At 45.5% G+C, this 14347-nt stretch carries 15 protein-coding genes; 7 read left to right on the top strand and 8 right to left on the bottom strand.

Annotated elements, in window-relative coordinates:
* Positions 1 to 84 precede the first annotated feature (84 nt).
* The 3 genes from C1X04_RS01540 to C1X04_RS01530 all read right to left on the bottom strand — a co-directional run bounded on the left by C1X04_RS01540 (position 85) and on the right by C1X04_RS01530 (position 3867).
* Positions 85 to 1677 (bottom strand): gamma-glutamyltransferase family protein, encoded by a 1593-nt coding sequence (locus tag C1X04_RS01540; protein WP_137169007.1) that lies wholly within the window; start codon positions 1675 to 1677, stop codon positions 85 to 87.
* A 6-nt stretch (positions 1678 to 1683) separates the two neighbouring features.
* Positions 1684 to 2871, bottom strand: a complete 1188-nt coding sequence (locus tag C1X04_RS01535) for an amidase (protein ID WP_137169006.1) — start codon at positions 2869 to 2871, stop codon at positions 1684 to 1686.
* Positions 2872 to 3048: 177 nt separating this feature from the next.
* The gene (locus C1X04_RS01530; RefSeq protein ID WP_110574743.1) at positions 3049 to 3867 is read right to left on the bottom strand and encodes a MurR/RpiR family transcriptional regulator; all 819 of its coding nucleotides are present in this window, start codon (positions 3865 to 3867) and stop codon (positions 3049 to 3051) included.
* A 348-nt stretch (positions 3868 to 4215) separates the two neighbouring features.
* Between C1X04_RS01530 and C1X04_RS01525 the strand changes: the two genes are divergently transcribed.
* Genes C1X04_RS01525 through C1X04_RS01510 form a run of 4 tightly spaced genes read left to right on the top strand, consistent with a single transcriptional unit; the run spans position 4216 to position 7082 of the window.
* A complete protein-coding gene (locus tag C1X04_RS01525; RefSeq protein WP_137169005.1) occupies positions 4216 to 5007 on the top strand; it encodes a transporter substrate-binding domain-containing protein in 792 nt (263 codons plus the stop codon).
* 10 nt (positions 5008 to 5017) lie between these two features.
* The gene (locus C1X04_RS01520; protein WP_137169004.1) at positions 5018 to 5680 is read left to right on the top strand and encodes an amino acid ABC transporter permease; all 663 of its coding nucleotides are present in this window, start codon (positions 5018 to 5020) and stop codon (positions 5678 to 5680) included.
* A 36-nt stretch (positions 5681 to 5716) separates the two neighbouring features.
* Entirely contained in the window at positions 5717 to 6367 is a 651-nt protein-coding gene (locus tag C1X04_RS01515; protein ID WP_110574738.1) for an amino acid ABC transporter permease, read from the top strand.
* Positions 6354 to 7082, top strand: coding sequence for an amino acid ABC transporter ATP-binding protein (locus C1X04_RS01510; RefSeq protein WP_137169003.1), 729 nt, complete (start codon positions 6354 to 6356; stop codon positions 7080 to 7082). Before C1X04_RS01515 ends, C1X04_RS01510 begins: the two co-directional genes overlap by 14 nt.
* Positions 7083 to 7243: 161 nt before the next feature.
* Here the strand turns inward: C1X04_RS01510 and C1X04_RS01505 are convergent, their stop codons facing one another.
* Complete coding sequence (locus C1X04_RS01505; RefSeq protein ID WP_254682309.1) at positions 7244 to 8464, bottom strand: MFS transporter; 1221 nt, start codon at positions 8462 to 8464, stop codon at positions 7244 to 7246.
* A gap of 171 nt (positions 8465 to 8635) precedes the next feature.
* On the opposite strand from C1X04_RS01505, the gene C1X04_RS01500 reads away from it, so the two are divergent.
* Positions 8636 to 9247, top strand: coding sequence for a TetR/AcrR family transcriptional regulator (locus tag C1X04_RS01500; protein ID WP_254682308.1), 612 nt, complete (start codon positions 8636 to 8638; stop codon positions 9245 to 9247).
* Between the two features lie 208 nt (positions 9248 to 9455).
* Here C1X04_RS01500 and C1X04_RS01495 read toward each other — a convergent pair whose 3' ends face one another.
* Complete coding sequence (locus C1X04_RS01495) at positions 9456 to 10178, bottom strand: HPP family protein (protein WP_110574716.1); 723 nt, start codon at positions 10176 to 10178, stop codon at positions 9456 to 9458.
* Positions 10179 to 10341: 163 nt separating this feature from the next.
* Between C1X04_RS01495 and C1X04_RS01490 the strand changes: the two genes are divergently transcribed.
* Positions 10342 to 11193, top strand: a complete 852-nt coding sequence (locus tag C1X04_RS01490; RefSeq protein ID WP_175404875.1) for a LysR family transcriptional regulator — start codon at positions 10342 to 10344, stop codon at positions 11191 to 11193.
* Here the strand turns inward: C1X04_RS01490 and C1X04_RS01485 are convergent.
* Together C1X04_RS01485 and C1X04_RS01480 are read right to left on the bottom strand one after the other, a co-directional pair.
* Positions 11176 to 11751, bottom strand: a complete 576-nt coding sequence (locus C1X04_RS01485) for a hypothetical protein (protein WP_137169000.1) — start codon at positions 11749 to 11751, stop codon at positions 11176 to 11178. The two genes, C1X04_RS01490 and C1X04_RS01485, sit on opposite strands and share 18 nt — an antisense overlap.
* Positions 11752 to 11764: 13 nt before the next feature.
* Positions 11765 to 12118 (bottom strand): DUF805 domain-containing protein, encoded by a 354-nt coding sequence (locus C1X04_RS01480; RefSeq protein WP_137168999.1) that lies wholly within the window; start codon positions 12116 to 12118, stop codon positions 11765 to 11767.
* Between the two features lie 149 nt (positions 12119 to 12267).
* Here C1X04_RS01480 and C1X04_RS01475 point away from each other — a divergent pair, with 149 nt between their 5' ends.
* A complete protein-coding gene (locus tag C1X04_RS01475) occupies positions 12268 to 13317 on the top strand; it encodes an AraC family transcriptional regulator (RefSeq protein ID WP_137168998.1) in 1050 nt (349 codons plus the stop codon).
* On the opposite strand, the gene C1X04_RS01470 is transcribed toward C1X04_RS01475, so the two are convergent.
* A complete protein-coding gene (locus tag C1X04_RS01470) occupies positions 13314 to 14330 on the bottom strand; it encodes an alpha/beta fold hydrolase (RefSeq protein ID WP_137168997.1) in 1017 nt (338 codons plus the stop codon). The genes C1X04_RS01475 and C1X04_RS01470 overlap by 4 nt on opposite strands.
* Between the last annotated feature and the right edge of the window lie 17 nt (positions 14331 to 14347).

Genomic DNA, 14347 nt, shown 5'->3' with positions numbered 1-14347 from the left:
AAGTATTACTAGATCAAGGTGTTACCAGACCATCGTAGTACTAATCGAACATAGTACTCGATAATCTAAAGCTCGATAATCACGTTACTTGATAAAATCCCCAAAGATGGCTGAACCATCACTGCGCGGATCGGTTGCAGCATCGGTCTGTCCTTCGGGATGAAGAACCACTGCGCCAGCATGACCCATTAATTCATTTTGCGCGTCAACGATCACCAAATCGTGTCCACGCGCCGCCAATTCATCAGCGGCAATATCAGCAAAGTCACGCTCGACTTTTAAATTATGGCTAACATCACCCCACGTCCTACCAAGCAACCAACGCCCCTCGCTAATGGCCTGATCCAACGGCATCTGGTGATAAACATAACGACTAAACAAAGCGGCTTGCGTCTGTGGCTGGCCTTCGCCCCCCATGGTGCCGTAGCTCATACGACGACCATCGTTTAATTCGGCAAAAGCAGGATTCAAAGTATGGAAAGGCTTTAAATTGGGTCCAAGCTCTTGCAAAGAGCCTTTTTCCAAAGAAAAAGATGAGCCTCGATTATTCCAAACTATACCTGTGGAAGGACTCATCACACCGCTGCCAAATTCCCAATATAAGCTTTGAATATAGCTGACCATGCGGCCTTCACTGTCGCATGCCCCCATCCAAATGGTGTCGCCATGCTTAGCTTGATGAGGCCAAGGTTGCGCACGCTCTAAAGCAATCTCGTGACACATTTTTTCCAGTTGCTCATCATCCAATAGAGACGACAGGTCCATTGCTAAACGGGACTCGTCAGTGACAAATTGATTACGGGCAATAAAGGCTTGTTTGGTGCATTCGATTAACAAATGCGCCATGTCTGTCGCGGTTTTACCTTGCGTATAAAGTCTGTCGTACAGAGCCAGAATCAATAAAGACGCGATACCTTGCGTTGGTGCAGGTAAGTTATACAAAGTGCCAACGCTGGTTTTGACCTGCAAAGGAGTCAAGCGTTTCGCTTGGTACGAATGGAAATCGGCTAAGCGAATTGGTGATTCTGCCATCGCCAAGTCTTTCGCCAAGCGCGCGGCAATATCACCTTGATAAAAATCGTTTAAGCCGTTGTCAGCAAGTTGCTCCAAGGTGTGTGCAAGCGCCGGTAAGGTTAAATTTTCGCCCTGCTCATAAATGCCACCATTCTTTAAAAAACAGTCCGCAAACCCTTGCACACTCAGTAAATCTAGCTGTGTTTTTTTACTGGCATCCACATAAGTTTTAGTCACCTTACTGCCGTTTTTCGCCAGCTCAATAGCGTCGCTCAGTAGGGTCGATAAAGGTAAGTTGGCTTGCCATTCTTGACTCACAGCTAAGGCCTCTTGCCAACCTGCAACAGCACCCGCCATGGTCACAGCGGCTTTTCCTCCTCGAGTAGGAATGCTGTCATGACCACAATAAAACTCCAGCGTGGCCAGTTCAGCGGCTTTGCCAGACGCATCGATGCCAATCGGTGCTTTGCCCGGTTCACTGATCAACCAGAAACCATCACCACCCAAGCCATTCATATGGGGATAAACCACAGCAATCGTTGCCGCCGCCGCAACCATGGCTTCTATCGCGGTGCCGCCTTGCTCGAGGATTTTTCGCCCTGTTTCTGTGGCTTTAAAATGCGGAGCAGTAAAGGCGATTTCATTTTTTTTCACAGCATCCATGACAGACTACTCCATTAAGCGTTTTGCGAATTCAATTAATGCCAAATCAGTGCCTTTTGAACTCACCAAAGACAAGCCACATGGCGCACCATGTAAAGTACAAACTGGTAAATGCAACTGTGGAAGGCCTGCCAATCCAGCAATGGCAGTAATATCCATCAGCTGATTGCGATAAGCCGCAAGCTCTTCATCGGCCGCGTCAAATTGCGGAGCTAAGCCTGGCGTGGTGGGAATAATAAGCACCGCCCCTTCTATTTCATTTTCTAGCCAATTACTAAAACGCTGTCTTTGCTGTTTCGCAGTAGCCACTTCCGCCTCAGAAATAGTTTGGCACCACTCGAAACGTGACTGAATATCTGGCGCAAATACATCTTCAAGACTGTCTAAGCTGTTAATCCATTTGCCATGTTGCTGCCAGATTTCTGCGCCTTGTAGGGTGCGAAATGTCTCGCTGGTTTTCCATGCTTTAGTATCGATTACAATAGAAGATTCGCTAGGCAAAAGACCTTGTTCGCGCCACGCTTTTAACTGCGTTTTTAACTCATCAACATGCGCGACTTGATCAATTAAATTCTTAGCAATCAATACGTTAGTAAATTCTTTAGGCGGTTTATTTTTTAGTAAAGTGGTGGCCACTTTTTCTAATGTAGCTAAGTCTCTGGTGAGCCAGCCAACCGTATCAAAAGACGGCGCAAGGGCGACCATGTTATCGACTGGAATAACGTCGTGAGTCGGACGCAGTCCGAACAAACCATTGTAGCTTGCCGGCACACGAATCGATCCGCCAGTATCCGTACCCAGTCCGATGTCAGCAAGGTCGGATGACACAGCCACCGCCGAACCCGATGACGACCCGCCTGGGAGACGATTTGGTGTCACCGGATTTGAGGGTGTTCCGTAATGAATATTTTGACCATTGAGGCTATAAGCCAACTCATCCGTAATGGTTTTGCCACTGAAAATGGCACCGTTATTCAACAAAGCAACAACGCTAGAAGACGTTTTTGTCGGGATAGGATGAGTAGCCAGCCAAGTCGGATTACCTGCGGAAGTTGGCAGTTCTGCCATATGAAAAAGGTCTTTCACAGCCAAACGTAGACCACTCAATGGCAATAAAGAATCGTCAGAGGAACTATCATTCCAAGTCGTTTCACTTAAATTTAGAAAGGGATTTTGTACGATGAAATGTTTCATATGTCCTCCGCTTGTGTAGAACATATGAAACAATCGTTTCACCACTCTGTCAACTGAAACAAAAAAGAATTCTATTTTTTCTGCAAATGTGTCGCAAACAGTGTGGGTGTATTTTCTCTTAGAAATAAAACTTCAACGTCACAAAATACGACGTCACGAGCACAGTAGTCGTAACCGTTAAGGCTCCAATTCATCCAAATCTTCATACAACGCCGAAATCGCCTGCGTCTGACGGCTAGCTGCATCACCCAATACACCAAACACACGATTACACAACATAGAGATCAAACTCATCGGTGCGGCGTAACTGTCGAACGGGCTTTCGTTTCCAAGATGACAAAGCAACACATGGGACACTTGTTGGTTATAAACCTGCCCTGTTGGGTCGGTGATCAAAATGGTATGTCGTCCTTTCAACGCTTCTACGATCTGCTTGAACTGACGAGTGCGACGTCTAAAGCCGAGCAAGACAATTACTTCATCGTCGAGAATATCGTGAAGGTCTTCCCCTAATGTTTGACCTGGTTGTGGCAGTAAGCGGACAGAATGACGCACTTGTTGTAACTGCTGACGAAAATGCAACGCCAAGGGATACGCATTACGAAAGCCAATTAAGGTCACTCGACTCGCATTCGCTAAACGTTCGCTGATCTCATTCAGAGTGTCTGGTCGCAAGCCTTCAAAGGTCAGGGATAAGTTTTTTAGCTCTTGAGACGTTTGATCCAAAGATGAGCCTTGGGTAAAAATCGGCACGCCGCTTTCGCGTAATGCCAATTGCGCCTGCTTCGCGCCTTGCTGAGAATCGTAGCCAAGTTGACGAAAGAAACGGCTCACGGTCGCTTTTGACGTGTTGGTGTTATCCGCAATCTCGGCCGACGTTTGACTCACAATCGCCAAGGGATTCTGTTGTAAGTAATTCGCTATGGATCGCGCTGATGGAGACAGAGTCGGGTAGGTCTGCTCGATCAGGGATAGCACATCCTGCTTTGTAGCCACGTGTTAACCTCTATTCGGGGAATATTTTGCTCTACGGTAATCGATTATCGTTAAGCTGCCAACTTAGATTAGTGCTTTGAGGCCTCGTTGTACGCTTTAACAGCAAGAAACAATGATGACGCACCAAAAAATCATCATCGCCCTATATTGGCGCATAAATTAAAGCCAATCCTCCCCATTTCATAGCAAACCCTTTTGATGATCGAGCTTGATGATGAGCGCTTTAAGTCCTCTTTGAAGTGTTTTGTTACATAAATCAATAGCTAAGAAACTTTTGTTTCATATTGGCATGGGTGTTGCAAATTGCGTTTCAGGCATTCAACCAAATGAAATAGGAATCCCCCAACCATGAAAAGATTAACAAAACTGCTTAGCAAAACTTTAATCATTGCGGCCAGCTTCAGTGCACTAAGCGCAAGCGCTGATGTACTACAAGATATCAAAGATCGTAATCTTATCCGTATCGCCGTGCCTCAAGACTTTCCGCCATTTGGTTCCATTGGCACCGATTTAAAACCTCAAGGTATCGATGTGGATATGGCTAATTACATCGCGACAGAAATGGGCGTGAAAGTTGAAATTGTCCCAGTGACGAGTGCAAACCGCATCCCTTACTTACAAACAAAAAAAGTAGACTTGGTTATTTCTAGCCTTGGTAAAAACCCAGAGCGCGAAAAAGCCATCGATTTTTCAACGCCTTACGCACCTTTCTTCCTAGGCGTATTTGGTTCTAAAGACGTAGCCGTGACAAAAATTGACGAGCTAGCCGACAAAACCGTTGGCGTTACTCGTGGTTCAGTAGAAGATTTAGAACTTGAGAAAAACGCCCCTAAATCCGTTAACGTACGTCGCTTTGAAGACAACAACACCACGCTAACCGCTTACCTATCCGGCCAGGTGAACTTGATCGCCACAGGCAACTTGGTCGCCGCTGAAATTGCAAAACGTCAGCCAAAACGCGCGCCAGAAAATAAGTTCATGCTGAAAGATTCTCCTTGCTACATTGGTATGGCAAAAGGTGAAGAAGCACTACAAGCAAAAGTAAACGAGCTAATTAAAACCGCCTTAGCATCAGGCAAACTAAATGACATTTCGATGAAATGGCTAAAAGCACCACTACCTAAAGGCTTTGGCGCATAAGGGTTTCGATATGTTGTATTTCTCTGATCTGCTGCAATACAGTGACGTGTTTCTCAGCGGCTTAAAAACCACCGTTGAGCTGACTGTACTGACGACGATCTTGGGAGTGGCATTGGGTACGGTCTGCGCGACCGTACGCCAATACGGCAACCGAGCGAGTCAACGAGTTGTCAGTGTCTATGTGGAACTTATCCGTAACACGCCATTTATTGTTCAGCTCTTTTTTATCTTCTTTGGCCTACCTGCTCTTGGCATGATGTTGTCGCCATGGCAAGCCAGCATGATCGCACTGACGATTAACCTTGGCGCGTACAGTGCTGAAATCATTCGCGCAGGCCTTGCCAGTATTTCAAAAGGTCAAATGGAAGCCGCTAAAGTGTTGGGACTTAACTTTCGCCAAACACTGACCCGCGTGATCTTCATCCCGGCATTTGAAAAAATTTATCCAGCTCTTACCAGCCAATGCATCATTGTGATGCTAGGTTCTGCCGTTATCTCTCAAATTTCGGTGCAAGACTTAACCTACGCCGCCAACCTTGTGCAATCGCGTAACTTCCGTGCCTTTGAAAGCTATTTCGTTACCGCCTTGATGTACCTTGGTTTGTCGGTTCTGCTGAGGTTTGCTTTTAATGCCTTAGGTAAACGCCTATTTGCTTATCGTACAGCCAATTAAACGGTTCTCGATGAAAAGCGAAATGAGGGAAACTCAATGATCGAATTTTCTAACTACGACATTCTGCGCAATCTATTGTTTGCGACACAATGGACGATTTTATTATCACTAGCCGCCTTTATTGGTGGCACAACCGTCGCACTGACATTAACCGCTTTACGTTTGACACGTAACCCTACAATACAGCGCATCGTAAAAGTGTATGTGGAACTCTTTCAAGGCACGCCATTGCTGATGCAAATGTTCTTGTGCTTCTTTGGCTTATCCATGCTGGGTTATGAAATATCCGCTTGGGGCGCGGCCATTTTGTCGCTGACGTTTTTCACCAGCGCCTTCTTGGTAGAGATCTGGCGCGGCTGTATCGACACGCTGCCTAAAGGACAATGGGAAGCCAGCCGCTGTTTGGGGTTAAGTTTTTTACAAACCTTGCGTTTCATTATCTTGCCACAGGCTATTCGCGTGGCGACTGCACCAACAGTTGGCTTTTCGGTGCAAGTCATTAAAGGTACTGCATTGGCATCGGTCATTGGTTTTGTCGAACTGACTAAAGTCGGCACCATGCTCAATAATGCAACCTTCGAGCCGTTCAAAATATTCACTCTAGTCGCACTGATCTATTTCGTGCTCTGTTATCCACTGTCTTTGTACAGCAAGCATCTGGAGAAAAAATTCAATGTCTCTCGTTAACTTACATCAAGTCCATAAATACTATGGCGATCACCATGTGCTCAAAGGCATTGATCTAGACATCAAAGCAGGCGAAGTGGTGTCTATCATCGGCAAAAGTGGCTCTGGTAAAAGTACTCTTCTACGCTGTATTAATGGCTTAGAACAATACCAAGAAGGTGGCATTACTGTTGACGGTAAAGAAGTCACCACAGACGACATTCAGGTGCGTCGTCTTGCGCTTAGCGTTGGAATGATCTTCCAAAACTTCAACCTATTCCCGCACATGACGGTGGGCGAAAACGTCATGCTTGCGCCGACAATTGTGTTGAAGAAAAGCAAAGCCGAGGCCGAAGCAACGGCTCGCGCTATGCTGGAAAAAGTAGGGCTCGCAGATAAATTCGACAGCTTCCCAGAAAAACTTTCTGGCGGTCAGCAACAACGTGTCGCCATCGCCCGCGCCTTAGCCATGTCGCCTAAGGTGTTGCTGTGTGACGAAATAACCTCAGCACTCGACCCTGAACTGGTTGGCGAAGTATTAAAAGTACTCGAACAATTAGCTAAAGAAGGCATCACCTTGGTACTGGTGACCCATGAAATGAACTTCGCCCGCGACGTCGGTAGCCGAGTTGTCTTTATGCACCAAGGCAAAGTTTGGGAACAAGGCGATTCAAAAACCCTCTTGTCCAACCCACAGACAGATGAGCTAAAACAATTTATCGGGGCCGTGCTTTAAGGTTTTGAAAACTAAGCTAAAACCACACTCCAAATTTGGAGTGTGGTTAAAAAAAACGAAGTAATTCAAACCTTCGTACGCTTCTAGGAGCTTGCGGAAATAATAATATTCCGTAAAACTTTCTCAAATTGAAGCCCGAACTTAACTAACGATTCTTTCAATCAATGTTCAACGACCGATCTTCCACCGGTACGCGCCCCAGCCTTAAAGGCATGCGAGTGATATAACCAAGCGATGAGAAGTCCGACCGAAAGTAAAGCCAACACAGACCAAGGGAAAGAGCTAACACCTACTGAATCAAGCAGTATCCCACCAACGATTCCTCCGCCAGCAATAGCAGAATTCCATGCAACAACATTCATAGAAAGCGCCACATCAGCACCATCACCTGCCGCATCGGCCAATGCGGTTTGCAATAAGGTAGATGCGCCTCCAAAAGTGATACCCCACACTACGACACCGATATAGATAATTTCTGGAGAATGAGCACCAAATCCAAATAGCAAAGCAATTAAAGCGAATGCTAAAAGACTTGTTAGAACGGTAGTGCGCAAATATCGGTCCACCAGCATGCCTGCAAACCAAATACCGACAAGGGCTGCAAGACCAAAGGTAAGTAGGACTAAGTCAATTCGTTTCCCAAGCCCTGCTTGCTCCACAAACGGTGCAATATAGGTATAGAGAATATTGTGAGCTAACATCCATGTCATAACCACGCACAGTACTGGTCGAACTCCGGGACTCATGAAGACTTTCCTCAACGGTAAGCGCTCGTGAGCGGACTGCCCAGGATAGTCAGGAACCTTCGCTATCACCCAGACGATCAAGATAAGTGCCAAACCTGACATAACGCCAAATGCAGTTTGCCAACCGATAGCAGCGCCCATAAATGTGCCAAGAGGTACACCCAAAGACAAAGCAAGAGGGATACCGACCATAGCGACCGCCATTGCGCGGCCTTGCTGATGGGGCTGAACCATACGGCGCGCATAACCAGCTAATAGACTCCAAGCAAGTCCGGCTGCAACGCCCGCGAAGAAACGAGCGACCAATGTTAGAACATAGTTGCTTGATAACGCGGTAACCGAGTTGAAAATGAAGAAGCCGAAGATGGTCAGCAGCAGGACATTACGCCGCTTCCAGCCACGTGTGGCAATCGTCAACGGTATGGCCGCAAGTAAAGATCCCAAAGCATATGCAGTCACCATTTGACCTGCTATAGCCTGGCTGATATCCAGACCTACACTGATCTGAGATAACAACCCCGCCGGCAATGTCTCTGTGACAATACAAATGAATCCGGTCATGGCCAATGCAAGCAGTGCCGACATAGGTAAGCGATCCGGATCTTCGGCATTTGCTTTATTGAGAGAATTATTCACAAAAAAATATCCTTTAAAAATTTGGTGGGTTCCACGTTGGCACTTATGTGTCTCCGCGACGACTTTTAGATCGATCGGTACAAATGTATGGCAAACCACTTAATATTGTCAATGACTTATGTATCAAGTAGTATATAAGTCATAAAAGAAATGGAGAAAGAAATGGCAAAAATGGGCAGACCTAGAACATTTGATCGCCAGAAAGCAGTTGTACAAGCTATGCATCTTTTCTGGGAACATGGCTATGAAATGACTTCTCTAAGCCAACTAAAGGCTAATATTGGTGGAGGGATTTCTACGCCAAGCTTTTACGCAGCATTCGGCTCTAAAGAGGAATTGTTCAATGAAGCTGTACAGTGTTATTTAGAGACTTATGCATGCGTAACAGACTCCCTATGGGACGACGAAATTCCTCCCAGAGACGCTGTTGAGCTTGCGCTCCGTCGGTCGACAAAAATGCAATGTGAATCAGGGCATCCCAAGGGATGTATGGTGTCTTTAGGGACAATGAGCGCACCCACGCCAGAGCTTACTCACGTTGTTGAACCACTTACGGCCTCGCGCTCACGAACACTTCAAGGCTTTGTGCGATGCGTAGAACGCGCAATCGCTATGGGAGAGCTGGCCAAAAAAGCGAACGCTAGGTCTATGGGAATTGCCTTTAATAGTTTCCTGCAGGGCGTATCGATTCTAGCTAGAGATGGAATGGATGCCGCGGATCTCGACGCTTCCATTACAGAATTAATGAAACTATGGGATATCGAAGTGTGTCAGCCCAAATAGAATGTATCAATCGGTCAAAGAGCACTTACTTGGCTAGCATGTACCGAGGAAGAAAAATCAAGGTCTTATCGATATAGTTTGCTGTAACGAGGTAATCTCAAAAATCCATAGATTAAAAAAAGGATAATTGAAAAAAATATGCGAAAACATGCTAGCTCTTTTGCATTAGATATCAATCTCGAGATAAATCAACAAGAGCCATAGCGTCCTATCTCGACAATTTCGCGACACGTTTTTTATGTCGCTCTTTCGCGTGGTCTCTTGCAGCGTTGTAGATATGCATCAGCTCTTCAGCACTAACGTCGACAAAAATGTCTTCCTGCTCTAGCACATGATAAAGATCCTCCATTTCAAGCAAGTGTTGCTCATTGGAGTCTTGATGAAACGACTTGTTTAAAGAAGCAGGATAGCGCCGCCAAGAAAACCAATTATTGAGTATAACAGCGAGCACCAACATCGCGATGAGATTGATCAATAAAGGATAGAGTAAAAATTCATAGCCCATTGCATGTATGCTGCTGCCACCAATCACGCAGAATAATGCCGTCGATCCTCCTGGTGGATGCAAGCAACGCAGATAATGCATAACGACAATAGACACACCAACGGCAGCGGCTCCAGTTAAGAAAGACGCCCCAAACTGCTGATAAAAGAAAATGCCAATCAGTGCAGATATTAAATGTCCGACAGCAAAAGGCCACGGCTGAGACAAAGCGCCATGGGGAATAGCGAACAACAAAACCGCGCTGGCACCAATAGATGAAACCACCAGTAACGAATCAGGAAGAGACAAAAATAAACTCGAAAAATAGAACACACTGATCAAAGCGAAGCATGCCGTGATACCCGATACAAAACGTTCAACATGTGAGGTTCTATTTGTTTCAATCCCTATAAATAGAGCTGCATTTCGACATAACGAGAGGAACATGTGAGCAATAACGCCTTATGATAATAAATAGCGATTTCAAACAGCAAAGGCGAACGATCGTGTTTACCTAGTAACGGCGCCATTTTAATGATTAAAATAGCCTCATGTATAACGAATTAAAATGAGGCTTAAGTGCAAAATAGTTGCATTTAAAATAGAGCTTATGGATATAGAGCAAGCAAAGACTTTTCTCGAGATCATTCATGCGGGCACTTTTGCCCGTGCAGCCGAACGCTTATACGTCACTCAAACCACGGTGACCGCTCGGGTTCAAGCGTTAGAAGCATCGTTAAATTGTCGTTTATTTGTGCGTAATAGAGCCGGCGCAAAGCTAACCAAAAGTGGTGAAGCCTTCGTAAAGCCAGCAAAAAATATGGTGGAAGCGTGGGAGCAGGCCAAGCGACTTTGCGGCCTATCAGATTATCAGGCTCAACAAACCTTGAAAATCGGAGGCGAGATCAGCCTTTGGAATCCAATACTCATCGACTGGCTATTGGCAATGAATGACGAAATGCCTCACATGCTCATCAACAGCCAAGTCACGACAACCGACATGTTATATCAATCGCTACAAAGGCAAGAAATCGACGCCATTATTGTTCATAGCCCACGCTATTTGCCTGGCTTAGTTGTGGAACAAATAGCAGAAGAAAAGCTCATCCACGTCGCCTCAAACTTACAAACCATGCCTGATTTGTTTATCGAATGGGGGGAAGAGTTTACCCTTCAGTTTGATCGATGTGTGCCTTTTAATCGTCAGGCTGCGATGCAATTTTCTCTTGGTCCAATGGCTTTAAAATACTTATTAGCTAAAGGTGGAAATGGTTATTTCCGCACCAAAGTAGTCGACCGATATTTGGAGCAAGGTCTGTTGCACAAGGTAACAGGCGCGGCAGAGTTTACTTATCCCATTTACCTTGTCTCCCACAAAAATAATGCGCTGCCTGACAACTTCGAACAGGCCAAGAATATACTTCTAGACAGTATGAAAAACGTCTCAAGTTGGGCGATTTAATGCATTGCTATTAAGACTACAATTCACGTCCTTATGATCCAGCCCAAATACTGACGACCAAGACCATTCACCGGGGTTTAGCACAAAGCCATAACTGAGTGTTAAACCAGATTCAATTTTGATGTCGCCAAGTTGGTCATCACTTTGATTGGTTATCACATAATGCTCGCTGACAACTTCATCGCCAGCGATTAGCCTTTCTGCGACTTTATTAGAGTAAATAAGCAGCCGAATGGGCTCAACAGAGTCAATACCAATGCTGTCACCTCCAAAATCTCCTGCTGCGAACCGAATCGGTGAAGAAACACAGGCCGCTAGCTCTTCTTGCCGATTGTCTTTTTTGGCGATAAGCACACCTTTTCCTGCGATACCTCGCAGCTGCAATAAAGTCCCAACTTTCGGCGATTCGATGTAGACCACAGCTTTTACGTCATCTGAAAATGCCAAGTTACTTTCATTCGTGTTTTTTGCTTCACTGCTGCAAGCAGAAACCGACAAAAGTAGCAAAATTGAGCATAACATGGTGGATAAGTGAGGTAAGTTATTAACATCTTTCATGTTTGGCTCCTGTTTATAGCATCGGGGTGTTTTGTGGATAATTATAAAAATCACTGTCTGGCTCACTCGGTAAAGCCAATAACACCAGCAAAACAAGCATGCCTATCGCTGGAACCAAAACCACCAGCAACCACCAAGCGGAACGGTTCGTGTCATGTAATCTACGCACAGTCAAAGACAGCATGGGTAAAAAAACTAACAAGCTATAAAGCGCCTCCATTTTCCATGTCGATTGAAAGACTATTTCCAACACAACAAACACAACCGAGATCAAGCAGTTCACCAAGAAGAACATCCAAAATGCTTTTAGCGATGCTCGTCCAGAAAATTGCGCATAACGCTTCCACGCATCAAAATACCAGTCCATACTTTTCTCCTTTGATTAACCCAAAGAGTTATTGAAGGCTTAAAAGTACGTTGCGAAAGAAAGATTCGCGTCCTAAATCAGGTTTAAGGACGTTCTTGATAAGGATCTAGGACATAATAAAGATCTGAGTGATAAAAAATGGAGCCAAGATGATCGCTATTCCCTTACCTTTTGTGGTTGCCTTGCTGTTAGCTATCTTGGCTGGCGTCTTGTTTTTTCGTCGCGAAGAAACCACACCATCAGCGTTTGTTTTTATTGCTTTGTGTGCGCTAACAACGACCGTCGTTGGTTTGCGTTGGAGTTTTGATTATTCACTATTTCGTCTGATCCAACCTATCCTGGCCTCTTGTATTCCTGTTACTGCTTGGTACTGTTTTTCGAGCGCTCACCAACGCTATAAACTAAGAATCTGGCATTTCTTACCGCCAATTTTTGTCACCTTGGCGTCTTTTACTTATCCGTTCTGGCGGCCACCCTTGGACCCAATGTTAACGCTGCTGTACGTGGGTTACGGTATCGCACTCATTCGATCATCTTTTAAGACATCAAACCTTCCTGAACAAGTACGTTTATCCGATATCGACAGCGCTCTAAAAGCCGAACGTAGCGCAGGCGCCATGCTGTTAATGTCTGCCATGATTGATGGTGCTTTGGCGGTCGATTTTTCTTTTTTTGCTGGCGAACATGCACTGATCATCTTGTCTATTGGTCACGCAGTATTACTGCCTGTTTTGGCTATCAGCGTCATTATGATGAACCTTAGTATTGCACCCCACGTTAGCGAAGCATCTGATCAGAGTGAGGAAACAACATCTGCAGAACAATCAAAAGACAAACCTCAGCATCCGTTAACCGACGATGAAGTAAAGGACATAGTGCACAAAATAGACGTGCTGCTTAGCACGAAGGAAGTGTTTCTCGACCCAGACCTCACGCTCGATAGACTCGCCAGAAAAGCCTGTATTCCAGCCCGTCAAATCTCTGCCGCCATCAACCAAGTTTACGGTCGCAACATTTCACAAGTAGTAAACGAATATCGTATTGAACGAGCCAAAACACTGCTGCTCACAACCAACAAGGCCATCACCCAGATTTATATGGATTCTGGCTTTCAAACGAAGTCTAACTTCCATCGAGAGTTTTCTAGGGTGACGCAACAAACGCCGAGCGCCTTTCGGCGCGCGAATATGAAGAGTTAAGAAGCCTGGATAAATCGAATGATGTCTTGATACATTGCCTGATGAAGTTCATCTCGTGACCTGTCATTACCGTCTTTGCAAACAATGCCATCACCTGGATTTTCCTCTTCGATCAACTCAATGGCGCCGGGTTTACAAAGCTGCATAAAGCTAAAGTGCGCCGCATCTTGGTAGACTATGTATTCACGGTTATTTTGAGGAATATATTGCGCGAGAAAACCAGACTCTTCCGCTTGAGGTAAATCACCAATATCGACATCGGCGGCAAGAATTAAGGTCGGAGAGGTTAAATCCTGCAAACTCTGACGTGACAAGCTTCTCGCCAAACCTAAATCCAACGACACCACACGCTTGATTCGATCATCCTTTAAGCTGCCAGAAGGCTCACCAACTTGTGGTTTATCCAAGCCCAATTCAGGCGTCAAGCCGCACACTCGAGGACTATCTTGAAAAGCACATTCTTGTTTTAGCTGCTCACGATCAAATTGCGCACCAGCAAGCAACATCACCGTCCAGCCACCTAATGAATGCCCAATAGCCGTGACGTCGTTCGCATCGATATTTGGCAATAGGTAAGACTCGTTTAACAACCAATCCAACAAACGGGATAAGTCACCTGCACGCCGCCACCACTGAGCTGCCGCTTGCGCAGAATGATTAAACGACGTGGTTCCAGGGTGATCAAGCGACGCCACAACATAACCGTCTTGTGCCAATTTTGTCGCGAGCCAACTCTGATTACGCCAATTGCCACGATAACCGTGAGAAATCACTACCAGAGGAAATTGCCCCAGCATTGGCGTTCCTACACGTTCCACACTGCTTCCAAAAAACGCTACGTTTTCCGCAATTTTATCAGTGGGAAAGGTCGTCTGGGATGGATACCAAACACTGGCTTTTAACGGCCTATCGCTGTCCGTGTATAACTGAACCTGATCAAAACCCACCGAATACGCAGAAGCATTCGCCGCCCAACTGATGACCAATAAAACAAAACACGTAAATCGTTTCATGGAGATATTTCCTTTCA

Origin of the sequence: Marinomonas sp. FW-1 (assembly GCF_005222245.1) — a bacterium.
In the GTDB taxonomy this organism is placed as follows: domain Bacteria; phylum Pseudomonadota; class Gammaproteobacteria; order Pseudomonadales; family Marinomonadaceae; genus Marinomonas; species Marinomonas alcarazii.
The sequence above is the reverse complement of the archived record's forward strand: the minus strand, read 5'-3'. Positions and strand labels throughout refer to the sequence as shown.